This window comes from Streptomyces sp. NPDC026206, assembly GCF_040638465.1.
GTDB lineage: Bacteria > Actinomycetota > Actinomycetes > Streptomycetales > Streptomycetaceae > Streptomyces.
This window is the reverse complement of record NZ_JBEZYL010000002.1, coordinates 161537-186870: the sequence shown is the minus strand read 5'-3', so window position 1 is coordinate 186870 and position 25334 is coordinate 161537. Positions and strand designations below refer to the sequence as shown.

Genomic DNA, 25334 nt, shown 5'->3' with positions numbered 1-25334 from the left:
ATGGGGCAACGGCTCAGCCAAACCGTTTCAGCTGATCACTCTTCCTACGATCGGGGTACCCCGAGGCCACCTCCGTCCCTTCGGGCGCGAGCAGAAAGACATTGGTGTCGACCCGGTGCATACCGCTGCCCAGCCCGAAGACGACACCGCTGGAGAAGTCGAGAATCCGTCTGGCCACATCGGAGTCGGCGCTCGTGAGGTCGAGCAGCACCGGAATCCGGGCGATCAGGTATTCGGCGACCTCGCGTGCGTCCGCGAAGACCTGTACGCGGAGCACGACGAGCCGCCGCTGGTTCTGCTCGGGCTCCTCCTCGGGCAGAGCCCGGTGATCGGGCCAGGACGGCCATGTCTGATGCCCGCGCAACGGGACGACCTCGGCCAGTCCCTGCCACTGCTCATCGGTGGCCTCGGACCTGTTCACCGGATCACACCCTTCCGGGGAACGTGCTGGCTATGTACATCCCGCGATTCTAGGGATGAACACCCCCGTTAGGCCCAATGACACGCGCCGCTCCACGACCGGGGACACCCTCGAAGGACAGAGCGAAAGCGGGCGCGCGAGCCACCGGGCCCCGGCGCGGTCACGGGGCCGCGGTCGCCGGGGGCCGGTGCTGGACGGTGTCGGCGAAGGCCTGCACGGTGCGGGTCCGCAACGCCCGGTGGAGCCGGAGCAGGTGACGGATCTCGCGGTGCACGGTGGATTCGCTGGCGTGCACCTCCGGCAGGAGGTCCTTGTCGAGTTCGTGGTGGAGCTTGGCGGCGCCCGCCAGAGCGTCGCGCCGCGTGGCCTCGATCCAGCACGCCGCGGCGAGGAGCCGCTCCCGGTCGCGGTGGCCGAGCCCGGCCGCCCGCTGCGCGGCCTCCCGCAACAGCTGCGGCGACGCCCAGCCGTCGTGCAGGAAGGTGATGCTGTCGCGGATGTCGATGACGCGCTGGTGGAGTTGCTCCCAGGTGTTGCTGAGCGTCAGGACGTCCGAGACGCGCGAGCGCGGGGCGATCACCACGAGCTCGGGCGTCGCCTGGCGGAGCAGCATCCACAGGCCGTAAAGGCGCTGCCTGCGGTACCAGAACAGAGCGGCCTTCCGCAGCGGTTCGAGCGCGGCCAGCGAGCATCCGAGGGCGACGAGCACGAAGCGGGTGAAGGAGCACCAGAAACCGACCAGGGCGAGGGTCGGCGGCGCCTCGGTGAACCACCGGACGGCACGGATCGCCAGGTAGGGCAGCTCGGCGGTGGTGCCGACGGCGAGCGCCAGCATGCTCAGGCGCAGGACCGGGCTGCGCATGGTGATGCCGTGGCGCCAGAAGAGGGCCCCGGCCCCCACCGCCGTGAGCAGGCCGAAGGTGATCCAGGCGACCGCGTATCCGGCCCACCATCCGTGGGCCTGCGCACCGAAGCGGTCGGGCGCGGGAGTGATGACGAAGAAGACGACGGCGAGGACGGCCATGGTGGCCGCGCTCACCGCCGGGGCACGGCGCAGCCAGGCCGGGGTGGAGTGGCCCGCCATGTGCAGCGCCACTGCGAACCACCAGACGGCGGCGAAGTCGGTGAGCGCCACCAGGGCGACGGAGAGTTCGCCGGCCTTGGCCACGCCGGTGGTGCTGTCGAGCCAGCGCCCCACCGGGGCCTGGATCATCAGCGAGCCGGTCGCCAGCACCAGCAGCACGACCCAGACGGGACGTTGGGGCGCGCGCCAGATGGCGGAAATACGAAGGACCAGAACGGCCCAGACGACAAGGAGGATGACCCCGCGCAGGGACTCGACCCAGTCCGGCACATTATGCAAAGCCGGCTCCGAGCAGCTGCTCCGCGCGGCGCTCGACGGCGCTTACGCTCCTGGGCCGCATCTGGCCCGCCCTCTTGAGCACCATGGTGGAGAAGGTCTCGGCGAGTTCCTCCTCGGCGTTGCTGCACGCCTTGCCGGCGGCGGACTGCTCGCCCCCATCCGCCGAACCGGCTGATTCCGGTCGGCTCAGCAGCTCTTCGGGCGGTTTGCCGTGCCCGGCCAGCATGTGGCAGATCTCGTGCAGAACGATGTGGTCGCGGTAGTAACCGGTCGCCGAGGAGCGGTAGATGATGCGGTCACCCGATCCGTCGTCGAACCACAGCCCGAAGGGCATGGCCGGCAGGTCCATCGGGTGCAGCGTCAACGGCCGGCCCCGGGACTGCGCCAGCGAGCGGCACAGCACCTCGATGTCCCACGGGCGGGGAAGGCCGGGGAGTCTCATGACGAGCTCTTCGGCTTCGGCCCGCACATGCTTACCAGTCATGGGCTCACCTCTTCCTTGCGTTGGCGGGCATCGCCGACTCATCACTCTCCGATGGGGTTGCACGACAGGTCCTGGCTCTCGCCGAAATCATCTCCCGCCGCTGTCCCGCCCCACCCGGTGACTCCCCCAAGTCCCCCGCCTGTCCGATCAGCTGTTCAACTGTACATGCCGGTGGACACATGGGGAACGATCTGATAGCCGTGGGCCGTCCGGACTGGGCCCGCGGTGCCGTTGAGCGCCGCTTTCACGCCAGTCCGGCGTGCACCGGCCGGACTTCCGCCAGGTCGCCGGCGAACGACGGCGCATCCCGACCGCCCCCGACGACACTTGGAGCAACGTTCGTGGACGACTCCCGCTCGGCCATCCGTGCCGCCCGTTTATTCGACGGAACCACCGCGCACGGCGGCCCGGTCATGGTCCTGGTCGACGACGGCCGGATCACCGACGTCGACGTCACCGGCGCCCACCCGCCGGAGGGTGTGGCGGTGACGGACCTGGGGGACGTCACCCTCCTGCCGGGGCTGGTGGACGCACACAGCCATCTGGTCTTCGACCCCAGCGGTCCCACCGAACACCAGATGGTCCACGACGACGACGCCACCGTGCTGGCCCGGATGCGCGAGCACGCCGCGCGTGCGCTGCGGGCGGGGATCACCACGGTGCGCGACCTGGGGGACCGCGGATATCTCTCGCTGCGACTGCGCGAGGAGTTCGCCGCGGGAGCCCCGGGCCCGCGGATCGTCGCGGCCGGCCCGCCCATCACCCGCGGCGGCGGGCACTGCTGGTACCTCGGCGGCGAGGCGGACAGCGCCGAGCAGGCGGTGGCCGCCGTCGTCTCCCGGGCCCGCCAGGGGGTGGACCTCGTCAAGATCATGGCGACCGGCGGCATGTCCACCAGGGGCTCGGACCCGGGCGGGTCCCAGTTCGGCCCGGCCGAGCTGCTGGCCGTCACGCGGGCGGCGCACGGGCTGGGCCTGCCGGTCACCGCGCACGCGCACGCGGCCTCCGGCATAGCCGATGCCGTCGCCGCCGGGGTCGACGGCATCGAACACTGCACCTTCATGACGCCGTCCGGGGTGCGGCTCGACCCCGCGACCGTCGATGCGATGGCCGCCGCCGGCACGTTCGTCGGCTGCACGGTCGTCAAGCCCCGGGAGGACATGCCCGCCGAAGTGCTGCGGACCGTCGAGCCGTACTGGGAGAACCAGGCTTACATGCACCGCCACGGCGTGCGCGTCGTCTGCTGTACCGACGCGGGCATCAACCCGCACAAGCCGCACGACGTGCTCCCCAGCGACCTGGTCTACTTCGCCGCGCAGGTCGCCACCAACACCGAGGCGCTCACCTCGGTCACCTCCCTCGCCGCCGAGGCCTGCGGCCTCGGTCACCGCACGGGCCGTATCGCCCCCGGCTACGACGCCGACCTTCTCGCCGTGGCCGGTGACCCCGTCCGCGACATCGGCGCGATCGGCGAGGTCCGCGCCGTCTACCGTGCCGGGCGACCGGTGTTCGCGGGGGCGGCCTGAGACCTGTCCGGCGGATCACGCACCTGGCCCGGGCCCGGGCGGGAGCCGTCGGGGCTTGCCCCGGAGCCCCTGCCGGGGGGCGGGTTGCCGCCACGGCGGCGGCTCCTCGGGTCACGGGCTGCACCGTGAAGCTGCCATGGCCGGAGCCTTGTTCGCCGGTCACCCGGCTGAAGCCGCCCGGGCCGGAGAGCCTGTACGGGCCACAGGGTCGGTACGCGCCGCAGAGCCGGTACGCGCCGCAGGACCGGTACGCGCCGGAGAGGCGGTACAGCTCAGACGGCCACCCCTGCGGTCCGGGTGTTCAGGGCGGTGCGGAGCCAGTCGTCGGTGGCGCCGGCGGTCGGTTCGGCCGGGCCGGACGGAGAGGCGGTCAGTTCGGCGACGAGCTGCCAGTAGTGGTCGATGCGGGGGTCGGCGGCCAGTTGGACGCCCAGCCGGCGGCGGAAGGCGGGAGTGTCCCGGGTGCCGCGCGCGCGGGCGTGGGCGGAGACGAAGCAGTCCAGGGCCTCGCCCTGGTGCGGCGGTCGTCGGGCCCGCAGGTCCGCCGACGCCAGCGCGTACGCCTCGCGCAGACCGTCGTAGAGCACGGCCGGGCGGTAGCCCTTGTCGGTCCGGTGTGCTTCGGGCTGGTAGGGGCCGGTGCCGAGGCAGGGGCCGGAGGTGAAGGCGTGCAGCCGGGCGAAGGCCAGCACCTGGGCCGGGGTCGGGTCGTCGGGAGGCTGGGGCACCGCCTGTTCGAGGATCGCGGTGACCAACCGGGCCGGGAGCCTCGCAGGCAGCCAGCGCCGCCAGAAGCGCACCATCGTGGCCGTGCTGGGCGGGGTGGATATGCCGCCGACGAGGCGCAGTCGGTCGGCGCGTTCCTCGGGGGTGCATTCCTGGAGCAGCCGGAGCGCTGCCTCCCGCCAGCGCAGGGCGGTCATCCGCGAGCCGAGCTCGCGGAGCTGCCCCGCGATGACGTCCTCCAGCGCGTCCTCCTGGTCGAGGACCCGGCCCACGTCCGGGACCGGCACGTCGAGGGTGCGCAGCGAGCGGATCAGGCGGAGCCGGTCGGCCGCCTCGGGACCGTACCGGCGATGGCCTCCGGTGCTGCGGCCGGCCTCGGGCAGCAGACCGCGGTCCGAGTAGAAGCGGACGGTCTTGACGGTGACGCCCGCGTGCTCGGCGAGCTCTCCGATGCTCCACATGCCGTCAGGTGACACGGCTTGAACCTCCCCCAGCAGGAGTTCCTACCGTACCGGTGAGCGCGGACGGCACCTGGGGCCGGCCGTGCGGACGAGGCACGCGAGGAGGCATTCATGACGGCGTTCGTACTGGTGTCGGGCACCCACACCGGCGGCTGGTTGTGGCAGGAGGTCACGGCTCGGCTGTGGAGGGCGGGGGCCGAGGCGTACCCGGCGACGCTCACCGGCATGGGGGACCGCCGCCATCAGGCGGGACCCGGCACCGACCTGGAGACCCACATCGAGGACCTGGTGCAGCTGATCGACCACGTGGACGAGCCGGACGTGGTGATCGTCGGCCACTGCTACGGCATCTACCCCGTGGTGGGCGCCGCCGACCGGCGACCGGAGCGGATCTCCCGGATCGTCTACCTGAATTCGCCCATGCCGCAGGACGGTTACTCGCTGCTCGACCAGGTGCGGGAACAGATGGCCGACCCGGAGCTCCGCGGCACGATGCTGCGCAGGGCCGAGGAGGCCGAGGACGGCTGGCGGATGCTCCCGCCGTCATTCGATGGCGGGCAGGGAGCGGGGGTCCCCGGCGTCCCGGCGGAGGCACTGGCACGGCTGCGGCGCCTCGCCGCACCGCAGCCGCTGCGCACGTTCACCCAGCCGCTCCGGCTGTCCGGTGCTGCCGCAGGGCTGCCGATGACCGGCATTTTCTGCACTGCCGGGGGCGGGTCGGACATCGCCACGGTCGAGGCCCTGGTCGCCTCGGGGGACCCGCGCTTCCAGCGGCTCGCCGACCCCCGGGCGGGCTTCTTCGAACTCGCCACGGGGCACTGGCCGATGCTCTCCGTCCCCGGCGAACTGGCCGGGGTGCTGCTGCGGGCCGCCGCGGGAGAAGGGCACCGGCTGACCGCCGCCGGGGGCGCATGAACCGCCCGCCGGGGGTCAGGGCACGAGCGCCACGGCTCTCGTCCAGCCCGCTCCCGCGCCCTTGATCCGCACCGGGAAGCACACGACGGTGAACCCCGTCGGGCCCGGCAGGTCCGCCAGATTGGCCAGCCGCTCGATCTGGCAGTACTCGCGGTCCCGGCCGGCGAAGTGGGCGGGCCACAGGACCTTCCTGTCCCCGGTCCGCTGGAACCGTTCGATCATGTTCCGGAACGGCGCGTCCAGGCTGAAGGCGTCCGTCCCGATCACCCGGACCCCCGCGTCCAGCAGGAAATGGGTGGCCGAACCGTCGAGTCCGGTGAAGTCGGTGAAGTAGGCGGGGGTGCCGGAGTGCCGGTCCGCGCCGGTGTGGAGGAGCACGATGTCACCGGGGGACGGGGTCCGGCCGATGCGGTCCAGCTCCTGCTTGACGAAGGACGCGTCCACGGCCCCCGGGCCGGCGGTGGTGAGGTCGAGGACCAGCCCGGGGCCGTGGAACCACTCCAGCGGCATCTCGTCGATGTGGCGCGGGCGTCCGTCCCCGTAGGACGCCACCGAGCCGTAGTGCGACGGGGCGTCGATGTGGGTGCCGGTGTGCGAGGTGAGGGTGAGCGTGTCGACCGACAGCAGTTCCCCTTCCGGCAGGACCGCGGGGTCGAAGGCCAGGCCGAAGTGCTCGCGCATCTCCTCGCTCATGTGCCGGGCGCCCTCCGCCGGGCTCATGACCCGGTGCTCGACCGGTTCCGGTTCCCATCCCGCCGCGTCGATCGGCGTGGAGAGGTCGATGATCCGCATGGTCTCCTCCGGTTCTCAGGCGCGCAGGCTCAGGCCGCCGTCGGCCGTGATCACCTGTCCGTGGATCCACGCGGCCTCGTCGGCGCACAGCAGGGTCACCACGTCGGCGATGTCGTCGGGGGTGGTCAGCCGGCCCGCCGGTGTCCGGGCGGCGAGGGCACGCATCAGGTCCGCGTCCGCGGTCCCCGGACCCTTGTCGATCCTGGCGGTGGACACCGCGTTGACGGTGATGCCCAGGGGCGCGAGCTCGGCGGCGAGGTAGCGCACCTGGGCCTCCAGCGCGGCCTTGGCCATGCCGGCGCTGACGTACCGGGGAACCACGCGGCGGGCGCCGTTGCTGGAGATGGCGACGATGCGTCCCGGGCCGCCCGCCATCGCCTTCACGAGCGGCCGGACCCCTTGGACGAGGGGGGCGAGCGCGGTCGTCAGGTCCGTGCGCATCAGGTCGGGTGCCGGGTCCGCCGCGTCCATCGGGTGGAAGGACGCGGCGCTGTGGACGAAGACGTCCAGCCGTTCGTGCCGCTGCCGGATCGTGTGCAGCAGCCGGGGCAGGGTGGCCGGGTCGGTGATGTCCCCCCGGAGCGCGGTCGCGGTGCCCGGCAGGTGGTCGAGGCCGGTCACCGCGCTCTTCGCGGCGGTCTCGTCGTGGGCGTAGTTGAGGAACACATCGCAGCCGCGGGCCAGGAGCGCGCGGGCGACGGCGAGCCCCGTCCCGCGTGTGCCGCCGGCGACCAGCGCGGCCTTGCCCTCCCATGCCCCCATGTCAGCGCACCTCCGTGAGGGTTTGGTTGACCAGGCCGATGAATTCGCCGGGGGTCTTCGCCACCGTCACGATGTCGTCGGAGATCCGGACGCCGAACTCGCGCTCGACACGGCTGACCGTCTCCAGGAGAGCGAGCGAGTCGTATCCCAGCTCGGTGAACGTCACGTCGGTGATGTCGCCCTCAAGGTCGACCGCTTCGTCCTGGCCGGCCCCTTCTCGCATGATTCTTTTGAGGTCCTCTGCGGTCATCATGACGGCGTTCCTCCTGAATGCTCCATGGAGATGTCAGGTGCCGAGGCTCGCCGTCCCGGCTGGAGCACGGCTCGAGCCGTCGTGGAACGGCGTGCTCCAGCCTGCTTCGAGCACGGTTCGACCCGGCGGGGAAAGCCTGAGCTCCTCAACACGTCCACCGGACAAGGTGTAGCGATGACTCAGGCAGCGGCACGCACCGCACGGGCGCGGTCCTACGATCAGCACGCCTGCCGGCTGGCGCGGTCGGCGCTGGCCGGCGACAGGGCGGACGAGGTACCCGGCTGGCTGTCCGAACGGCGGCGCGCCGGCACGTTCGAGGTCCGGCGCATCCCCTTCGACCGGCTGCAGAAGTGGGCGTTCGAGCCGGACACCGGCAATCTGGTGCACGACACCGGGCGCTTCTTCTCGGTGGAGGGCCTGAGCGTCCGCGAGGACGACGGCCCCGTCTGGTCGCAGCCGGTCATCAACCAGCCCGAGACCGGCATCCTCGGCATCCTCGTCAAGGACATCGGGGGCGTACCGCACTTCCTCATGCAGGCCAAGATGGAGCCCGGCAACATCGGCCTGTTCCAGCTCGGCCCCACGGTCCAGGCGACCCGCAGCAACTACACCGGAGTGCACCGGGGCCGGGCCACCCGCTACGTCGAGTACTTCGTGAGGCCGCGGCGCGGCACGGTGCTGACGGACGTCCTGCAGTCCGAGCAGGGCGACAGCTTCCTGCGCAAGCGCAACCGCAACATGGTCGTCGAGATCACCGGTGACATCGAGGAGCACGACGACTACCGCTGGCTGACCCTGGGGGAGATCCACCGGCTCCTCGCGGTCGACAACCTCGTCAACATGGACGCCCGCACCGTGCTGTCCTCGCTCCCGTTCCCCCCGGCGGACGGGGACGACGCCACGGCCCCGCACACCGACACCGAGCTCCTCAGCTGGCTCGCCGGGCTCAAGACCCGCCGCGAGCGCGAGGTGAAGCGGATCCCGCTGTCCGAGGTCCGCGACTGGCGGCGCACCCCCGAGGAGATCGCCCACGTCCGGGGGCGTCACCTGCGGGTCCTCGCCGTCTCCGTGCTCGCGGGGAACCGCGAGGTGACGAGCTGGACGCAGCCGCTCCTGGCCGCGCAGCGGCAGGGGCTCGCCGCGTTCGTCATCCGGTGGTCCGGCGGCGCGCCGCAGGTCCTCGTCCAGGGCCTGTCGCAGCCCGGCACGTTCGACGTCACCGAGCTGGCGCCGACCGTGCAGTGCGTGACGGACGGCTGCACCGACCTGCCGCAGCCGCCGCCCTTCCTGGACTACGTGCTCTCCGCGCCCGCCGACCGCGTCCGCTACTCGGCGGTGCTGTCGGAGGAGGGCGGCCGGTTCCACGAGCGCGCCAACCGCTACCTCATCGTCGAGGCGGACGCGTCCTTCCCCCGGGAGGTGCCGCAGGAGTACCGCTGGCTGACGCTGTCCCAGGTCAAGCGGTTCATCGGATTCAGCAACCACTTCGACGTGGAGGCCCGCACGCTGGTGTCCTGTCTGCAGTCGCTGTGGGGACGGGAACCGTCATGGACCAGCTGAACGTCGCCGTGCTCGGCTGCGCCGGCATCGCCTGGCGCAAGACGCTGCCCGCACTGTCGGCCGACCCCTCGGTCCGGCTCCGCGCGGTCGCCAGCCGTACGGGCGAGAAGGCGGCACGCTTCGCGGCCGCCTTCGGGTGCGAGGCGGTCACCGGCTACCAGGCGCTGCTGGAGCGGCCCGGCATCGACGCCGTCTACATTCCCCTCCCGGCGGGGCTGCGGGCCGAGTGGATCGCGCGGGCGCTGGAGGCGGGCAAGCACGTTCTGGCGGAGAAGCCGCTCACCACGGCGGCCGGGACCGCCCGGGAGCTCGTCGAACTCAGCGAGAAGCGCGGGCTGCTGCTGATGGAGGGCTTCATGTTCCTTCATCACCGCGTCCACCGGGCCGTGGGCGAACTGGTCGCCGAGGGGCGCATCGGCGAACCCCGCATGTTCAGTGCCGAGTTCACCATTCCCCCGCTCCCTGCGGGCGACATCCGCCACCGCCCCGACCTGGGCGGCGGCGCCCTGTTCGACCTCGGCAGCTACACCGTGCGGGCGGCCCGGCACTACTGCGGCCCCGGGCTGTCGCCGGCGGGCGCGGTCCTCGTGGAGGACCCGGTCACCGGGGTGGACGTCTCGGGCGCGGCGCTGCTGAGCGCGGGGCCGATGACGGCACAGGTCTCCTTCGGGATGGTCCATCACTACCGGAGCCGGTACACCCTGCGCGGCAGCGAGGGGACCATCACGCTGGACCGCGCGTTCACGCCCCCGCCCACGGTGCGGCCCGTGGTCCGCGTCGACCGGCAGGACCGCACCGAGGAGCTGACGCTGCCGGCCGACGACCACTTCGCCAACCTCGTCACCGCCTTCGCCACCACCGCTCTGCGCGGCGGCGACTTCACCGGGCACGGGGAGGACATCGTCCGCCAGGCGGTCCTGCTGGAGCGGATCCGACTGGCGGCCGCCGCAGGCCCCCACCCCGCATAGGAGCCCACCATGCGCATCGTCGGCCTCGGCTTCCTGGCGCGGAGCATCCGGACCATCGCCGATGCCCACCCGGAGGCGGTCGCCTTCGCCGCCGGGGTCTCCAGCGGCGACGGCGCCGACCACGCCGAGTTCACGCGGGAGGCCACGCTGCTCTACGACACCGTCGAGTGCTGCCGCCGGACCGGGCGGCAACTCCTGTACTTCTCCACGGCGTCCGCGGGCATGTACGGCATCCAGCGGCGCGCCGGGCGGGAGGACGGCCCCGTCCGCCCGGCCTCGCCCTACGGCAGGCACAAGCTGGCCATGGAGGAGGTCATCAGGAACTCGGGCGCGGACCATCTGATCCTCAGGCTCGCCTATCCCGTGGGGGCCGCACAGCGTCCCCACCAGTTCCTCCCCTCGCTGGTCGGGCAGGTCCGGCGGGGCCGGGTGCGGATCCACCGGGGGGCGCGCCGTGACCTGATCGACGTGGGCCACGCGGTGACGCTCATCGGCGCGCTGCTGCGCCGGGGCGTCTCCCGCGAGGTGGTCAACGTCGCCTCCGGCTGGGCCGTTCCCGTGGAGGACATCGTCGCTCACATCGAGAGGCGGCTCGCGGTCGCGGCGGACCATGAGGTGACCGATGTGCCGCCCCAGGACCCGGTCTGCACGGACCGGCTCCGGCGGCTGGTGCCCGCGGCGGCGGAGCTGGGCTTCGGCCCCGGCTACTACCGGCATGTGATCGACGCCTACCTGGCCGCCGTGCCGCCCTCCGGCCGGCCCTGAGCCGGGCCCGTACGCCCTGGGTGGCCAGCACGGCAGCACCCACCTCACTCGATATGACCTCACTACCGGGAGCCAACGGGATGGTCGCCTCCACGGATTCCACCGGTTCAACCGATGCGAACGCCGCCACCGAAACCTCCTCCACCGACGTCTGCGTCGTCGGCGGCGGGCCCGCGGGGCTGACCCTCGCGCTGCTCCTGCTCCGCTCCGGCGTCCGGGTGACCCTGATCGAGCGTTCCGCGTCGCTGGAGCGCGCGTACCGCGGCGAGATCCTGCAGCCCGGCGGGCTGGCGCTGCTCGACCAGCTCGGCGTGCTCGCGCCCGCCGCCGCCCGCGGCGGCTACGCCCTGGACCGGTTCCAGCTCGTGGAACGGGACCGGGTACTGCTCGACATCGACTACGCGTCGCTGCCCACGCCGCACCGCTCGATGCTCAGCATCCCCCAGCGGCACGTGCTGGAGGAACTGCTCGGCAGGTGCCGTACGTTCGACGGCTTCCGCGCCCTGTCGGGGTACAGGGTGACCTCGCTGGTCGAGGAGGGGGGCGCCGTGCGGGGCGCGGTGGCCGACGGCCGGGGCCGGCGCCGCACCGTGCGGGCCCGGTGCGTGGTCGGCGCCGACGGCCGCTTCTCCAAGACGCGGCGGCTGGCGGGGATCGGTAGCGACCGGCACGACGTGTTCGACTTCGACGTGCTGTGGTTCAAGCTGCCCTGGGCCGGCGCACCCGGACGCGAGGTCCGCGTCTTCCGTGCGGCCGGCAGCCCGGTCCTGGTCTACCCCTCGTTCCCCGGCTCCGTACAGCTGGGCTGGACGCTTCCGCACAAGGGGTACGCGGCGCTCGCCGAACGCGGCATCGACCACGTCAAGGCGGAGATCTGCCGGGCGGTCCCCGGCTACGCCGGCCTGATCCGGGAACGGATCGGTGCCCTCACCGACTTCACCCTGCTCGACGTCTTCGCGGGCAGGGCGCGCGAGTGGGTGCGCGACGGCCTGGTGCTGATCGGCGACAGCGCGCACACCCACAGCCCGCTCGGGGCCCAGGGCATCAACCTCGCGATCCAGGACGCGGCCCTGCTGCACCCCGTCCTCGTCGACGCCCTGCACGCGGGCGACGTCCGCGCAGGGCGCCTGAACGCCTACGCGGTGCCCCGCTCCCGCGACGTCGAGCAGGTGATGAAGATGCAGACGATGCAGGCCAAGGCCATGCTCTCGCAGGGCAGGGTGGCCCGTGCCGTGCGTCCCCGGCTGGCCGCGCTCGTCCAGCACACGCCGCTCGGATCGAGGATCACCCGGCGTATCGCCCACGGCAGCCCCCGGGCACGCGTGCGCTCCGACCTGTTCACCCCCGTTCTTCCCGTCGCCCCGTAGGCCCGGGTTCCCGCCGACGAAAGGAAGCCACGACATGGCTCTCGCGACACCGCCGCAGGAGCGGCTCCGCGCCGAGATCGAGCAGTTCTACGCCCGGCACATGCAGCTACTGGACTCGGGCGACGCCGAGGGCTGGGCGCGTACCTTCACCGAGGACGGCACCTTCGCCCTGCCGGGCAGGCCCGGGCCGAGCCGGGGCCGCGCCGAGCTGGCCGAGGGGGCCCGCCGGGCGTTCGCCGGTCACACGGCCGCGGGCGAGACCCACCGGCACTGGCACGGGATGCTCGACATCAGCGCCCGCGACGACGGCACCGTGCACGTCCGCTGCTACGCCCTGGTCGTGCTCACCCCTCGCGGCGGCGACCCGCGCCTGCACCGTTCCTGTGTCTGCGAGGACGTGCTGGTGACGGTGGGGTCCGAGTGGCAGGTGCGGACCCGGTGCGTCACGCGTGACGGTGCCTGAGCGGGCGGCCGGTCACGTCGACGGCCCGGGATCCGCCTGTCGGGCGGGTACCGGGCCGTGGTGGCTGTTTCCCCGGTGCCTCTTTTGGCTGCTCACCCGGACGTGGTGGGCGCCGGCGCGCCGGCCGGGGCCGACACGGCCACCGCGGAGTTGAACCCGCCCTGGCCGCGGGCGAGCACCAGGGCACGCCTGAGGGGGGTCTCCCTGGGGGCGGTGACCAGATCGATCCGGTAGGCGCCGGCCGGCCGGCGCACGTTCACGGTCGGCGGGATCACCTGGTCGCGCAGCGCCAGCAGGGCGGTCGCCACGTCCAGCGGCCCGCTGCCGGCCCCCAGCCGTCCCGTCATGGTCTTGGGGGCCGTGACGGGCACCCCGCGGGGGCCGAACACGGCGGCGAGGGCGTCCGCTTCGGCCCGGTCCAGCTCGGGCGTGCCCGCCGCGTCGGCGAGGACCACGTCGACGTCCCCGGCGTCCCAGGCGGCCTGGTCGAGCGCCTGGAGCACGGCCCGGCGCAGGCCTCCTTCGCGCCCAGAGCCCGGCCGGGGGTCGAAGGCGGTGCCGTATCCGGCGAGGAGGCCGTGGACGCGGGCGCCGCGGGCGCGGGCGGTGTGCTCGTCCTCGATCACCAGGATCGCGCCGCCCTCCCCCGGGACGTGGCCGCAGGCACGGTCGTCGAAGGGGAGGTAGGCGTCGCCGGGGTCGTCCCGGGTGCTGAGCCGCCCGCCGGTGAGCTGGGCGGTCCAGCTCCACGGGCACAGCGAACCGTCGACCGCCCCGCCGACCACGACAGGGGTGCCCTTGTGGATCAGCCGGCGGGCCTGGGCCAGCGCGTCGAGGCCGCCGGCCCCGTCGGCCACCACGACCGCGCCGGGCCCGCGCATGCCGTGCCGGATGGAGATCTGGCCGGTGTTGACGGCGTAGAACCAGGCGAAGGACTGGTAGGCGCTGACGTAGCCGGCGCCCTTGGACCACAGGTTCTCCAGTTCGCGCTGGCCGAACTCGAAGCCGCCCGCGGTGCCGGCCGTGACCACCCCCATGTCGTAGCCGGGCATCCCGGCCGGGTCCAGGGCGGCGTCGGCCAGGGCCCAGTCGGTGGCCACCAGGGACAGCCGGGTGACCACGTCGGTCTGCGGGATCAGGCGGTTGGACAGCCGGGCGGACACGTCGAAGCCGGTGATCTCCCCTGCCAGCCGGACCGGGTACGGCCCGGGGTCGAACCGGGTGATCCGCCCGAGCCCGCTCGTGCCGCGCAGGGTGGCGGCCCAGTACGCGTCGAGCCCCGCGCCGTTGGGGGCGAGGATGCCGATGCCCGTGACGGCGGCGGGCCTCATGCCGCACGCTCCCGGGGGCGTGCCAGCACCATGGCGCTCTGGAACCCGCCGAATCCGCTGCCGACGCTGAGCACCGTCTCCAGGTCCTTGCGGCGGGCCCGCAGCGGCACGTAGTCCAGGTCGCAATCCGGGTCGCTCTCGCGCAGGTTGGCGGTCGGCGGGATGATTCCGTGCCGGATGGCGAGCGCGCACGCGGCGATCTCGATCGCCCCGATGGCGCCGAGCGAGTGGCCGACCATCGACTTGATGGAACTGACGGGCGTGGCGTACGCGTGCGCACCGAGGGCGGCCTTGAACGCTGCCGTCTCGTGCCGGTCGTTCTGCACGGTTCCCGAGCCGTGGGCGTTGACGTAGTCGATGGCGGTGGGGGCGGTGCCGCCCTCGGCCAGCGCCAGGCGGATCGCCTCGGCCATCTCCTTGCCGTCGGGCCGCAGGCCGGTCATGTGGAAGGCGTTGCAGCGGGTGGCGAATCCGGTGATCTCGGCGTAGCCGGTGGCGCCGCGCCGTGCGGCGTGCTCGTACTCCTCCAGCACGAACATCGCCGAGCCCTCGCCCAGGACGAAGCCGTTGCGGGTGGCGTCGAAGGGGCGCGAGGCGTGTTCGGGGTCGTCGTTGCGCGGGGTGGTGGCCTTGATGGCGTCGAAGCAGGCCACCGTGATGGGTGAGATCGGTGCGTCGGTCGCGCCGGCGACCATCACGTCGGCGCTGCCCTCGGCGATCAGCTCGCGGGCGTGGGCCACCGAGTCCAGCCCCGAGGTGCACCCCGTCGAGACGACCGTCACCGGGCCCTCGGCGTTCACCCGCCAGGCCACTTCGACCGCCATCGAGCTCGGCACGAGGTAGCCGTACAGGTGCGGTACCGCATAGGTGTGGTCGACGAGCCAGGAGCGGCCGCCGTCGCTGACCGTCGCGTACTCGCGTTCCAGGCTCGTGGTGCAGCCGACGGCACTGCCGACGCAGACGCCGACGCGGGTGGGGTCCACCTGGTCGGGCTCCAGCACGGCGTCGGCGACCGCCTCGTCGGTGGCGACGACCGCGAACTGCGCGGCCCGGTCCATGCGCCTGGTCTCCTGGGGGGTCAGACCGTGCAGGACCGGGTCGAAGTCGCACTCGGCGGCCACCCTGGAGCGGAACGGCGAGGCGTCGAAGAAGGAGATGGGCCGGGTCGCCGTACGGCCGGAGGTGATGAGTTCCCAGAACGCCTTGGTCCCCGTGCCGCCGGGGGCGACCAGGCCCATGCCGGTGATGACGACCCTCCTGCTCATCCTGCCTCCCCGTCGGTGTGCGTCAGCGGCTCCCACCACGCCCTGTTGTCGCGGTACCAGCGGACGGCCCCGGCCAGCCCCTCGTCGAGCGGGACGCGGGGTTCGAAGCCGAGTTCGTCGCGGATGCGGGTGTCGTCGACGGAGTACCGCCGGTCGTGCCCCTTGCGGTCCGCCACCGGGCGCACCCGGCTCCAGTCGGCGCCGCACAACCGCAGGAGCCTGCGGGTCAGTTCCTCGTTGGACAGCTCCAGGCCGCCGATGTTGTAGCGGGCGCCGGGCTCCCCCTTGTCCAGGACGAGCTGGACGGCCCGGCAGTGATCGTCCACGTGCAGCCATTCGCGCATGTGGCGCCCGTCCCCGTAGAGGGGCACGTCCCGCCCGTCCAGCAGGTTGGTGACGAACCGCGGGATCATCTTCTCCGGGTGCTGGTAGGGGCCGTAGTTGTTGGAGCAGCGGGTGACGGACACGTCGAGTCCGTGGGTGCGCCAGTAGGCGCGCGCCATGAGGTCGGCGCCGGCCTTGGACGCGGCGTAGGGGGAGTTCGGCAGCAGCGGGTGGTCCTCGGTCCAGGAGCCTTCGCCGATGGAGCCGTAGACCTCGTCGGTGGAGACGTGCACCACCTTCCGTACGCCGGTGTGCAGGCAGCTGTCCAGGAGGTTCTGCGTGCCGACGACGTTGGTCCGGGCGAAGACGGAGGCGTCGTGGATCGAGCGGTCGACGTGGGACTCGGCGGCGAAGTGCACGACGGCGTCGTGCCCGGGAAGGGTGTCGAGCAGCAGCCGCCGGTCGCACACGTCGCCGCGGACCAGCGTCAGACGGGGGTGGTCCATCGGCAGGTTGGCGGTGTTGCCGGCGTAGGTCAGCTTGTCCAGGACGGTGACGTACGTTTCCTCGTGGCCGGGGCAGGCCCCCGACAGCAGGCGGCGTACGTAGTGGGATCCGATGAAACCGGCGCCGCCGGTGACCAGGAGCCTCATGCGATGACTTCGAGTTCGGTGTCGTCGCCGACGACCAGCCGGTGCCGTCCGGCGCCCTCCGGTGACACTCCCACCCGGGCCGAGCGGCCGATGACCGATCCGTGGATGCCGTTGACGTCGCTGACCGAGGCGCCGTCGAGCAGGATCGAGTGGGAGACGCCCGCGTCGGTCAGCGCGCAGCCGGCGCCGAGCGAGGTGTGGGGGCCCACGTAGCTGTCCTGCACCACGGAGTCCGCGCCGACGATCAGCGGTCCCCTCAGGTGGGAGCGCACGATGCGGGCGCCGGGCTCGACCACGACCGGCCCCAGCAGGGTGCTCGCCGCGTCGACGGTTCCCCGGACGGAGGTCTGGGCCACGTCCAGCAGGCGCCGGTTGCAGTCGAGGATGTCCTCGATGCGCCCGGTGTCCTTCCACCAGCCGGAGAACGCCACCGCCCGTACGTCCTGGTCCCGCTCGACCAGGAGCTGGATGGCGTCGGTGATCTCCCACTCGCCGCGCCAGCTCGGCTCGATGTCCAGCACGGCCTCGTGGATGAGCGGCGAGAAGAAGTAGGCCCCGGTCACCGCGAGGTTGCTCCTCGGCCGGCGGGGCTTCTCCTGGAGCCTGACCACGCGCCCGTCCGGGCCCGTCTCGGCGATGCCGTACTCCTGGGGGGAGTCGACCGCGGTGACGGCCACCTGTGCGGCCGGCCGGTCGCGGCGGAAGGCGTCGGCCATCTCGTGGATGCCGTCGCCGAAGACGTTGTCCCCGAGGTACATCACGAAGTCGTCGTCCGCCAGGAATTCCCGCCCGAGCACCACGCAGTGGGCCAGGCCGAAGGGGGCCTCCTGGTGGATGTAGGTGATCCGCAGTCCGAACGCCGTGCCGTCCCCCGCGGCGTCCTCGATCTCCTTGTGCCAGTCCCCGACGATGACGCCGACCTCGGTGATGCCGGCCCGGCGGATGCTTTCCAGGCCGTGGAACAGCACCGGCTTGTTCGCAATGGGCACCAGCTGCTTGGGCATGGCGTGGGTGAGCGGGCGCAGCCGTGTACCCATGCCTCCGGCCAGAACCAGAGCCTTCAATGGAATCCCTCTTTCCCGTCGCACGGTCCGGGTGGGCACGTCACTCCCTTCGTATCGCGCGCTCACCACAGGACAGGTCGAGCGGAACTCGAATCCGAATGGGGACGGCGGGACGCTCGAGCGAATTTTGAGTACGGGCGCCTAGCGTTCTGGTTCCGTTGCGCCGGAGAATTTCTGCGCCGAGGAGGCAGCATGGTCTCAAGGGATGGCGAGCTCTATCTGGATCTCATGGAGCGGGTGCTCGCCGGCGTCATCCACGAGGACGCTCCCGTCGGGTGGTACGGCGATCTCGACGGTTACGACACGAACAGCCGGTCCATGGGCCTGGACCTGCCCACTTCGGCCCATACAATGGTCGGCCTCAAGCGTCTGGCGAATGTCCGATCCTGTGTCGAACGCGTCCTGGAGGACGGCGTCCCGGGGGATCTCATCGAGACCGGCGTATGGCGCGGTGGCGTGTGCATTTTGATGCGTGCCGTTCTTCAGGCGTACGGGGTGCGGGACCGCCGGGTATGGGTGGCCGATTCCTTCGAGGGCGTTCCCGTGGTGAACGACCGGAGTCATCCTCTTGATCAGGAGATGGCGCTTCACCGCATCAACTCCGTCCTGAAGGTTTCCCGTGCGGAGGTGGCGGAGAATTTCTCGCGCTACCGGCTCCTGGACGACCAGGTCCGGTTCCTGGAGGGCTGGTTCAGCCAGACGCTGCCCGCCGCCCCCACCGGTCCGCTGGCCGTGCTGCGTCTGGACGGGGACCTCTACGAGTCGACGACGGACGCCCTGACGCATCTGTATCCCCGGCTGTCGGCCGGGGGATTCGTCATCATCGACGACTACAACATCGAACCGTGCAGGAAGGCCGTGCACGACTACCGGAGCCGGCACGGCGTGGACGAGCGGATCGAGGCCATCGACACCTGCGGGGTCTACTGGCGCAGGACGGCGTGAACCGGAGGGAAGGGATCAGCTGGCGCGCCGGGGCACCCACGGTCGTGGTGCGGCGGGCGCTGCGCCGAACCGGTCGAGCAGGAGGTTTCCGTCGGTGAAGTCGGCCCCGTGGTCCAGGGCCGGGTCGGCGGTGAGCATCGCGCGATGGAGGCCCTGGATCCGCAGTGAGGGTTCCAGCCCCAGCTCGCCGACCAGGTGTTCGCGCAGTCGCCGGAACACCTCCAGGGCGTCGGGACAGCGGCCGCAGCGGTAGAGGGAGAGCATGTACTGGGCGTGCAGGTTCTCGTTCATCGGGTATTGGGCGGCCAGGCCGGCGAGTTCTCCGGGCAGTTCGTGGTGCAGGGCGAGCCGGAGTTTGGCGTCGACGCGCTGCATGAGGGCGGTCAGCCGGTTCTCCTCCAGGCGCCGGATCTCCGCTTCCAGCAGCGGTCCCGCCTGAATGTCGACCAGGGGCGGCCCGCTCCACAGTGCGAGGGCTTCGGTCAGAAGGCGCGCGGCCGCCTCGTCGTGTCCGTCGGCCAGTGCCTGCCGGCCCTCGGCGGCCAGCCGGTCGAATTCGTGGACATCCATATCGCCGTGGCGAAGATTGAGCTGGTATCCGCCGAACTTGGTGACCAGGATGCGCCGGGCGATCTCGCGGGAGGAGAGGCCCGAGGCGCGGCTGAGTAACCTGCGCACCTGCAGGACATAGGTCTGCAGAGTGGTCTGTACGCTCGCGGGAGGATTGTCGCCCCACAGTTCCCGGGCCATCGCCGCTGTCGGTACGACGTGATTGGCCTGCATCGCGAGCAGGGCAATGATCTTGCGGGGTTTCGGTGCGGTGAGTTCATCGACGATGTTGTGATGCTCGGAAGTCGCCAGCTTCAGTGAACCCAGTACCTGGATCTTTATGCGCTCCGTGCAGTGGCCGTTGATCAATTCAGGGCCCCCAGTTTCGGTCGTCGCTGGAATCCTGAGGCTAGTGTCATGAGATTAGTTTCAAGCGTCAAGGACGGTTCGGAACGGCGTAATCCTTTCTCCCCGAAGGGCCGTTGTCATATGCGTAACAAGCAAAAACCCCTGATGAACGCAGAGATGGCCCGCGGCCGGCCACCCGGTGCGCCACAGGAGCCACCGTGCCGCCCGGCCACGAAGAGTGGCCGCCCCTGAAGGGGCGTCAGACACTCGCGGCCTTCCCTGACCTGACGAAATCGAACCGTGGCCGAAAGTGGGATCCGCGCACGCATCACAGACGGTGAACTCTTCCCTCCGCTCGGCCCTCACAACGTGACTTACGTCACTCTTGCCTCGTGACGTGCGCGCCGCCCCGCGCCTCCAGCGCCGCTCAAGCGGATTCCCAGTCGCCGGCCACATGATCCGGAAGCGAACTGGCAGCGCACACTCTCACGCCGGGAGAACCATGACCGAGGACCGAGCACCAGCCGTCACCCGCCAGGACCTGCTCACCATGATGTCGTCGGTGCGCAGGACGGGCATCCTCCGCGCCGGCGTCGAGCTCAAGGTCTTCGACGCCCTCGCCGGCGGGCCCGCCGCCCCGGAGGCGGTCGCCGCATCCTGCGGTGCCGACCCGCGGGGCACCCGGATCCTGCTCAACGCGCTGGCCGCGACCGGCCTGCTGGAGACCGACGGTGACCGCTTCCTGCTCGCGCCGGGCGCCGAGAGCACACTGGTCACCACCCATCCCGACTACTACGGACACGCCGTTCGCCTGGCCGCCAGCGACTACGAGTGGGACGCGATCAAACGGCTGGCGGACGCGGTGCGTTCGGGCGGCACGGTGATGGAGGAGAACGCCGAGAGCCCCTCGTACGCCTTCTGGGAGGACTTCGCGGCGCTGGGCACGCTCAACACCCCGCCGATCGCCGCACTCGTCGCGGACAAGCTGCTGCCGTGGCCCGGGGAGCAGGGCGAGCTGAAGGTGCTCGACGTCGCCTGCGGCCACGGACTGTACGGCTACACCCTCGCCGGGCGGGAGCCGCGCGCCCACGTCTGGTCGCTGGACTGGCCGAACGTGCTGGCGGTGACCGAGGCCAACGCGGAGCGGCTCGGGGTGCGCGAGCGCGCCCACTTCATCGCCGGCGACATGTTCGACGTGCCGCTGGAGGGCCCGTACGACGTGGTCGTCGTCGCCAACGTCCTGCACCACTTCTCCGCCGGGCGCGCCGGGCTGCTGCTGGCCAGGGTGGCGGAGGCCGTCAGGCCCGGCGGGAAGCTCGTGGCCATCGCCATCAGCACGAGCGACGGCCACCCCCGCCACGACCCGGTCCCGCATCTGTTCTCCGCGCTGATGCTGGCCTGGACCTCCGAGGGCCAGGTGCACCCCGTCTCCGCGTACGAGGACATGGTGGCGTCCGCCGGATTCGCCCGGCCGAAGCTCTACACCCTGCCGCACAACCCGCTGCGCGTGCTGATCGCCGACCGGCTCTGAGAGGTGTCATGGAGATCGTCGGGCACGGTTTCCTCGCCCGGAGCCTCGCCCCTCTCGCGCACGCCCACCCCACGACCGTCGTCTTCGCGGCGGGTGTGTCGAGCGCGCAGAGCACCTGCGACGCGGAGTTCGCGCGGGAGGCCGGCCTGCTCTACCGGGTGCTGGACCGCTGCGGGGGCGAGGGCAGGAGGCTGGTGTACTTCTCGACCTGCGCGAGCGGGATGTACGGCACCCGCGACCACCGTGGCCGCGAGGACGGGCCGGTCTTCCCCAGCTCCCCCTACGGCCGGCACAAGCTGGCGATGGAGGGCGTCCTGAAGTCCTCGGGAGCGGACGTCCTGGTGCTGCGCCTGGCGCACACCGTCGGCCGGGAACAGCGGCGGCACCAGCTCGTTCCCTCCCTCGTGGCACAGATCCGCTCGGGCACGGTCCGCGTCCACCGTGGCGCCAGGCGGGACCTGATCCACGTCCTCGACGTCGTGACGGTCATCGACGCGCTGCTGGCCAAGGGCGTCTCGCGGGAAGTGGTCAATGTCGCCTCCGGGTTCGCCGTGCCCATAGAGAAGATCATCGGCCACCTGGAGAGGCGGCTCGGCACCGTGGCCGCACGGCAGTTCGTGAGCGCCGAGGACGCCCGCCCGGCCTCCAACGGGAAGCTGCTCGCCCTCCTGCCCGACTCCGCTCGCCCCGCGTTCGGCGCGGACTACTACCGGACGGTCATCGACAGATACCTCGACGGGCCGCCGGCGCACTCCCACGGAAAGGCATGACATGACGATGCTCACCCAGTCCCCCGGCCCGGCGTCGGTGGCACGATCGATCCTGCGGCTGAACACCGCCTACTTCCAGGCGAAGGTGCTGCAGAGCGCCGTGGAGCTCGGCCTGTTCGAGCTGCTGGCCGAGGGGCCGGCCACCGCCGCGGCGATCCACGAGCGGCTGGGCCTGCGGCCGCGGCCCGGGGCCGACTTCCTCGACGCGCTGGCCGGCCTCGGCCTGCTGGAGAGGAAGGGCGGCCACTACTCCAACCACCCGGAGGCGGCCGAGTTCCTGGTGCCCGGCGGCCCGCGGTACCTGGGCGGGAGCATCGCCCAGCACGCCCGGCTGCACTACCGCTCGTGGGCGTCGCTGACCGACGTGCTCAAGAACGAGCCCGTCAAGGTCCAGCAGGACTTCCGCAAGGACTTCGAGAACCTGGACAACGTCCGCCGGCTGATGGGGCACATGGACGCCTTCAACAGCTTCGTCGCCCACGAGCTCGACCGGTGCGTGGACTGGTCCCGCCACACCACGTTCCTCGACGTGGGCGGCGCGCGCGGCAATGTGGCCGCGCACCTGGTCCGGGTGCACGGGCATCTGCGCGGCGGCGTCTTCGACCTGCCGCAGGTCGAGCCGCTGTTCGACGAGCACATGGCGGCCCTGGGTACCGCGTCGAAGGTCTCCTTCACCGCGGGCGACTTCTTCGCCGACCCGCTTCCCGCGTCCGACGTCGTGATCCTCGGCCATGTGCTGCACGACTGGCCGCCGGCCGCCCGCGAGGAGCTCCTGCGTCGCGTGTACGCCGCGGTCGGCCCGGGCGGGATCGTCGTCGTCTACGACGCGATGATCGACGACGAGCGGGACGACGCCGTCTCCCTGCTGCAGAGCCTGAACTGCTCGATCATGCGCGACGGCGGCTCGGAGTACACCGTCGGGGAGTGCCGCGGCTACGCGGAGCGGGCGGGCTTCCGATTCGAGTCGGCCGAGCGCGTGGAGAGCCTGACCGGCGACCGTGTCCTGATCGCGTCCAAGCCGTCCTGACCCCCGGAGTCTGCCATGCGTGTTCTGCTGACCACCGCGGCCTGGCCGTCCCACTACATGTTCATGGTCCCCCTGGCCTGGGCGTTCCGCTCCGCCGGTCACGAGGTTCGGGTGGCGGCCCAGCCCCATGTGGTGGAGAGCGTGCTCACCTCCGGCCTGGTCGCCGTGCCGGTGGGCCCCGACCTGGACTTCGCGCAGCTGCACCGCAAGTTCGTGGCCGGGACCGACCCCGCCCTGTACCGGACGCGGGACGCCATCATCACGATCTTCCACCGCGTCGCGGAGATGATGACCCCCGACCTCGTCGCGTTCGCCGGCTCCTGGCGGCCCCAGCTGATCGTGCGCGATCCGGTCGCCTTCGCCGCGTCCGTCGCCGCGGAGGTGGTCGGCGCGCCGCTCGTGCGGCACGCCTGGGGCCCCGACCTGTACGGCACCGACCCCGGCAAGTGGCTCGCCCACAACGTACTCGAACGGCTCGGCCCCACCTACGAGTTGTACGGCGTGAGCGCCCCCGCCGCCTTCGACCGGCTCGCCGTCGACCCCACCCCGCCGAGCCTGCGGATCGACGCCCCCGGGGAGTCGGTACCCATGGAGTACGTGCCCTACAACGGGCCGGGCGTGGTACCCCCCTGGGTGCTGGAACCCCCCTCCCGCCCCCGGGTCCTGGTCACCTGGGGCACCTTCACCTCCACCGCCACCGACCAGCCGGAGATGTTCCTGGTGCCCAAGGTGCTCGACGCGCTGGCGGGGCTCGACGTGGAGGCCGTCCTCGCCGTGACGGCGGCCGAGCGTGAGCTGCTGGGCGATGTGGGCTCCCGGGCCAGGGTCGTGCAGGACCTGCCCATCCACACCGTGCTGCCGAGCTGCTCCGCCGTGATCCACCACGGCGGCGCGACGACCGTCCTGTCCGCGGCACGCTTCGGGGTGCCCCAGCTCACCATCCCGCACCTGTTCGAGCAGCGGCTCAACTCCGACCTGCTGGAGGCGGCCGGCGCGTGCGTCCAGCTCAAGGCCGAGCACGCGGACGTCGAGGGCATCCGCGCCGCCATGACGGAGCTGCTCCGGGACGGGGCGCCCTACGCGGCGGCCTCGCGCGGGCTGCGCGAGGAGATCCTCGCCATGCCGTCGCTGACCGAGGCGGTCGGACGGATCGAGGACCGGCTGCCCGCCGGTGCGGGCGCGGCGAGCGACGGCTGAGGAGGCCCCATGGAGTACGACGTGGTGGTGGCGGGCAGCGGGCCGGTCGGCCTGATGCTCGCCTGCGAACTGCGACTGGCGGGCGTGCGCGTGCTGGTGGCGGAGAGACTGACGGAGCCCGCGGGCCATGACCGGGCGGGCGTGCTGCACACCCGCACGGTGGAGTGCCTCGACATCCGCGGCCTGCTGGAGCGGTTCAAGGACGGGATGGACACGGTCACCGGGCTTCCGTTCGCCGGCATGTTCAGCCGCGGCCTCGACCACGGGCTGCTGGACACCGCCCACCCCTACAGCCTGCTGGTGCCCCAGTCACGCACGGAGGAACTGCTCGGCGCGCACGCCGCCGGGCTGGGCGTACCGGTCCTGCGCGGCCACACCGTCACCGGCCTGCGGCAGGACGCCGAAGGGGTGACCGTCACGCTGGAGACCCCCGAGGGCGGCCGGGACGTACGCGCCGCCTACCTGGTGGGCTGCGACGGCGGCCGGAGCACCGTGCGCCGCCTCGCGGGCATCGGCTTCCCCGGCTTCGCGCCTTCGGTGAGCGCCCTCATCGGGTACGTCACGCTCGACGAGAAGGACGTGCCCCGGCGGTGGCAGCGCACCCCGGACGGGGTGGTCGTGCTCGCCTTCCCCCCGGAGGGCGGGACCGGCCGGGTCGTGGTCATGGAGTACGGCCGCCCCCATCCGTCGCCCGGCGAACCGGTGACGCTGGAGGAGCTGCGTGCCGCGGTGCGCCGGGTCCACGGGCGGGAACTGGCCTTCAGCGAACCGGTGGCGTGGATGTCCCGGTTCAGCGACGCCACCCGGCAGGCCGAACGCTACCGGTCGGGGCGGGTGTTCCTGGCCGGGGACGCCGCCCATGTGCACTTCCCCATCGGCGGCCAGGGCCTCAACACCGGGGTCCACGACGCCATGAACCTCGGCTGGAAGCTGGCGGCGCAGATCAACGGCTGGGCGCCGCCGGGGCTGCTGGACACCTATCACGAGGAACGGCACAGCACCGGGCAGCGGGTGCTGCTGTACACACGGGCGCAGCTCGCGCTGATGAACCCGGACGAGCACCATGTGAGCGCGCTGCGGGAGGTGTTCGAGGAGTTGCTGGCGCTGCAGGACACCAACCGGCACCTGACGGCCGCGCTCAACGGGCTGGACGTCCGCTACGACCCGGCCGGCGGCCGAGGGGCCGGCCATCCGCTGGAGGGCCTGTTCGCGCCGGACCTCGAAGTGGAGGTGGGGGGCGCAAAGGTGCGGACCGCCGAGCTGCTGCACGCCGGGCGCGGGTTCCTGCTGGACCTCACCGGGGACGGCGGCCCGGCGTCCGTCGCCGGGCCCTGGAAGGACCGGATCGACGTCGTGACGGCCGTCCGCCGCGAGGAGGCGCCCGCGCGGGCGCTGCTGATCCGGCCCGACGGACACGTGGCCTGGGCGGCCGGGACCGCACCCGGACACGGGCTGCGCGAGGCGCTGACCCGGTGGTTCGGACAAGAGAACGGAAGGTAGGCGC

At 72.0% G+C, this 25334-nt stretch carries 25 protein-coding genes; 13 read left to right on the top strand and 12 right to left on the bottom strand.

Annotated elements, in window-relative coordinates; translation table 11 throughout:
• Positions 1 to 13 precede the first annotated feature (13 nt).
• The 3 genes from AB0F13_RS04330 to AB0F13_RS04320 form a co-directional block, all read right to left on the bottom strand.
• Complete coding sequence (locus AB0F13_RS04330) at positions 14 to 421, bottom strand: cell division protein SepF (RefSeq protein ID WP_362074932.1); 408 nt, start codon at positions 419 to 421, stop codon at positions 14 to 16.
• Between the two features lie 160 nt (positions 422 to 581).
• A complete protein-coding gene (locus AB0F13_RS04325; RefSeq protein ID WP_362076011.1) occupies positions 582 to 1775 on the bottom strand; it encodes a DUF6545 domain-containing protein in 1194 nt (397 codons plus the stop codon).
• 1 nt (position 1776) lies between these two features.
• Entirely contained in the window at positions 1777 to 2268 is a 492-nt protein-coding gene (locus tag AB0F13_RS04320; protein ID WP_362074929.1) for a hypothetical protein, read from the bottom strand.
• Positions 2269 to 2609: 341 nt separating this feature from the next.
• On the opposite strand from AB0F13_RS04320, the gene AB0F13_RS04315 reads away from it, so the two are divergent.
• A complete protein-coding gene (locus tag AB0F13_RS04315) occupies positions 2610 to 3794 on the top strand; it encodes an amidohydrolase family protein (RefSeq protein ID WP_362074926.1) in 1185 nt (394 codons plus the stop codon).
• 272 nt (positions 3795 to 4066) lie between these two features.
• On the opposite strand, the gene AB0F13_RS04310 is transcribed toward AB0F13_RS04315, so the two are convergent.
• Complete coding sequence (locus AB0F13_RS04310) at positions 4067 to 4981, bottom strand: MerR family transcriptional regulator (protein WP_362076008.1); 915 nt, start codon at positions 4979 to 4981, stop codon at positions 4067 to 4069.
• Positions 4982 to 5092: 111 nt separating this feature from the next.
• Between AB0F13_RS04310 and AB0F13_RS04305 the strand changes: the two genes are divergently transcribed.
• Entirely contained in the window at positions 5093 to 5896 is an 804-nt protein-coding gene (locus AB0F13_RS04305) for an alpha/beta fold hydrolase (RefSeq protein ID WP_362074923.1), read from the top strand.
• 15 nt (positions 5897 to 5911) lie between these two features.
• Here the strand turns inward: AB0F13_RS04305 and AB0F13_RS04300 are convergent, their stop codons facing one another.
• Genes AB0F13_RS04300 through AB0F13_RS04290 form a run of 3 tightly spaced genes read right to left on the bottom strand, consistent with a single transcriptional unit; the run spans position 5912 to position 7703 of the window.
• Positions 5912 to 6688: a cyclase family protein gene (locus tag AB0F13_RS04300; protein ID WP_362074920.1), complete on the bottom strand. Its 777-nt coding sequence runs from the start codon at positions 6686 to 6688 to the stop codon at positions 5912 to 5914.
• Between the two features lie 15 nt (positions 6689 to 6703).
• The gene (locus AB0F13_RS04295) at positions 6704 to 7450 is read right to left on the bottom strand and encodes an SDR family oxidoreductase (protein ID WP_362074917.1); all 747 of its coding nucleotides are present in this window, start codon (positions 7448 to 7450) and stop codon (positions 6704 to 6706) included.
• A 1-nt stretch (position 7451) separates the two neighbouring features.
• Positions 7452 to 7703 (bottom strand): acyl carrier protein, encoded by a 252-nt coding sequence (locus tag AB0F13_RS04290; protein WP_362074914.1) that lies wholly within the window; start codon positions 7701 to 7703, stop codon positions 7452 to 7454.
• A 174-nt stretch (positions 7704 to 7877) separates the two neighbouring features.
• On the opposite strand from AB0F13_RS04290, the gene AB0F13_RS04285 reads away from it, so the two are divergent.
• The 5 genes from AB0F13_RS04285 to AB0F13_RS04265 all read left to right on the top strand — a co-directional run bounded on the left by AB0F13_RS04285 (position 7878) and on the right by AB0F13_RS04265 (position 12826).
• Positions 7878 to 9263: an NDP-hexose 2,3-dehydratase family protein gene (locus AB0F13_RS04285; protein WP_362074911.1), complete on the top strand. Its 1386-nt coding sequence runs from the start codon at positions 7878 to 7880 to the stop codon at positions 9261 to 9263.
• Positions 9251 to 10231, top strand: a complete 981-nt coding sequence (locus AB0F13_RS04280; protein ID WP_362074908.1) for a Gfo/Idh/MocA family oxidoreductase — start codon at positions 9251 to 9253, stop codon at positions 10229 to 10231. Before AB0F13_RS04285 ends, AB0F13_RS04280 begins: the two co-directional genes overlap by 13 nt.
• Before the next feature lie 9 nt (positions 10232 to 10240).
• Positions 10241 to 10996, top strand: coding sequence for an NAD-dependent epimerase/dehydratase family protein (locus tag AB0F13_RS04275; RefSeq protein WP_362074905.1), 756 nt, complete (start codon positions 10241 to 10243; stop codon positions 10994 to 10996).
• 80 nt (positions 10997 to 11076) lie between these two features.
• Complete coding sequence (locus tag AB0F13_RS04270) at positions 11077 to 12363, top strand: FAD-dependent monooxygenase (protein ID WP_362074902.1); 1287 nt, start codon at positions 11077 to 11079, stop codon at positions 12361 to 12363.
• A gap of 34 nt (positions 12364 to 12397) precedes the next feature.
• Entirely contained in the window at positions 12398 to 12826 is a 429-nt protein-coding gene (locus tag AB0F13_RS04265) for a nuclear transport factor 2 family protein (RefSeq protein ID WP_362074899.1), read from the top strand.
• 92 nt (positions 12827 to 12918) lie between these two features.
• On the opposite strand, the gene AB0F13_RS04260 is transcribed toward AB0F13_RS04265, so the two are convergent.
• Genes AB0F13_RS04260 through AB0F13_RS04245 form a run of 4 tightly spaced genes read right to left on the bottom strand, consistent with a single transcriptional unit; the run spans position 12919 to position 17463 of the window.
• Positions 12919 to 14157: a ketosynthase chain-length factor gene (locus tag AB0F13_RS04260; protein ID WP_362074896.1), complete on the bottom strand. Its 1239-nt coding sequence runs from the start codon at positions 14155 to 14157 to the stop codon at positions 12919 to 12921.
• Entirely contained in the window at positions 14154 to 15422 is a 1269-nt protein-coding gene (locus AB0F13_RS04255; protein WP_362074893.1) for a beta-ketoacyl-[acyl-carrier-protein] synthase family protein, read from the bottom strand. Before AB0F13_RS04255 ends, AB0F13_RS04260 begins: the two co-directional genes overlap by 4 nt.
• Positions 15419 to 16399 carry a dTDP-glucose 4,6-dehydratase gene (gene rfbB / locus AB0F13_RS04250; protein WP_362074890.1) on the bottom strand — a complete coding sequence of 327 codons (981 nt, stop codon included), beginning with the start codon at positions 16397 to 16399 and terminating at the stop codon, positions 15419 to 15421. Before rfbB ends, AB0F13_RS04255 begins: the two co-directional genes overlap by 4 nt.
• Positions 16396 to 17463: a glucose-1-phosphate thymidylyltransferase gene (locus tag AB0F13_RS04245; protein WP_362074887.1), complete on the bottom strand. Its 1068-nt coding sequence runs from the start codon at positions 17461 to 17463 to the stop codon at positions 16396 to 16398. Before AB0F13_RS04245 ends, rfbB begins: the two co-directional genes overlap by 4 nt.
• A gap of 192 nt (positions 17464 to 17655) precedes the next feature.
• Here AB0F13_RS04245 and AB0F13_RS04240 point away from each other — a divergent pair, with 192 nt between their 5' ends.
• Entirely contained in the window at positions 17656 to 18408 is a 753-nt protein-coding gene (locus AB0F13_RS04240) for a TylF/MycF/NovP-related O-methyltransferase (RefSeq protein ID WP_362074884.1), read from the top strand.
• 15 nt (positions 18409 to 18423) lie between these two features.
• Here AB0F13_RS04240 and AB0F13_RS04235 read toward each other — a convergent pair whose 3' ends face one another.
• Positions 18424 to 19326 carry an AfsR/SARP family transcriptional regulator gene (locus tag AB0F13_RS04235; protein ID WP_362074881.1) on the bottom strand — a complete coding sequence of 301 codons (903 nt, stop codon included), beginning with the start codon at positions 19324 to 19326 and terminating at the stop codon, positions 18424 to 18426.
• A gap of 481 nt (positions 19327 to 19807) precedes the next feature.
• On the opposite strand from AB0F13_RS04235, the gene AB0F13_RS04230 reads away from it, so the two are divergent.
• From AB0F13_RS04230 to AB0F13_RS04210, 5 genes are read left to right on the top strand one after another with little or no spacing between them, the layout of a single operon-like run.
• Positions 19808 to 20836 (top strand): class I SAM-dependent methyltransferase, encoded by a 1029-nt coding sequence (locus tag AB0F13_RS04230; protein ID WP_362074878.1) that lies wholly within the window; start codon positions 19808 to 19810, stop codon positions 20834 to 20836.
• A gap of 8 nt (positions 20837 to 20844) precedes the next feature.
• The gene (locus AB0F13_RS04225) at positions 20845 to 21606 is read left to right on the top strand and encodes an SDR family oxidoreductase (protein ID WP_362074875.1); all 762 of its coding nucleotides are present in this window, start codon (positions 20845 to 20847) and stop codon (positions 21604 to 21606) included.
• Position 21607: 1 nt separating this feature from the next.
• A complete protein-coding gene (locus tag AB0F13_RS04220) occupies positions 21608 to 22633 on the top strand; it encodes a methyltransferase (protein WP_362074872.1) in 1026 nt (341 codons plus the stop codon).
• A gap of 15 nt (positions 22634 to 22648) precedes the next feature.
• A complete protein-coding gene (locus AB0F13_RS04215; RefSeq protein WP_362074869.1) occupies positions 22649 to 23830 on the top strand; it encodes a nucleotide disphospho-sugar-binding domain-containing protein in 1182 nt (393 codons plus the stop codon).
• Positions 23831 to 23839: 9 nt separating this feature from the next.
• A complete protein-coding gene (locus AB0F13_RS04210) occupies positions 23840 to 25330 on the top strand; it encodes an FAD-dependent monooxygenase (RefSeq protein ID WP_362074866.1) in 1491 nt (496 codons plus the stop codon).
• Positions 25331 to 25334 lie beyond the last annotated feature (4 nt).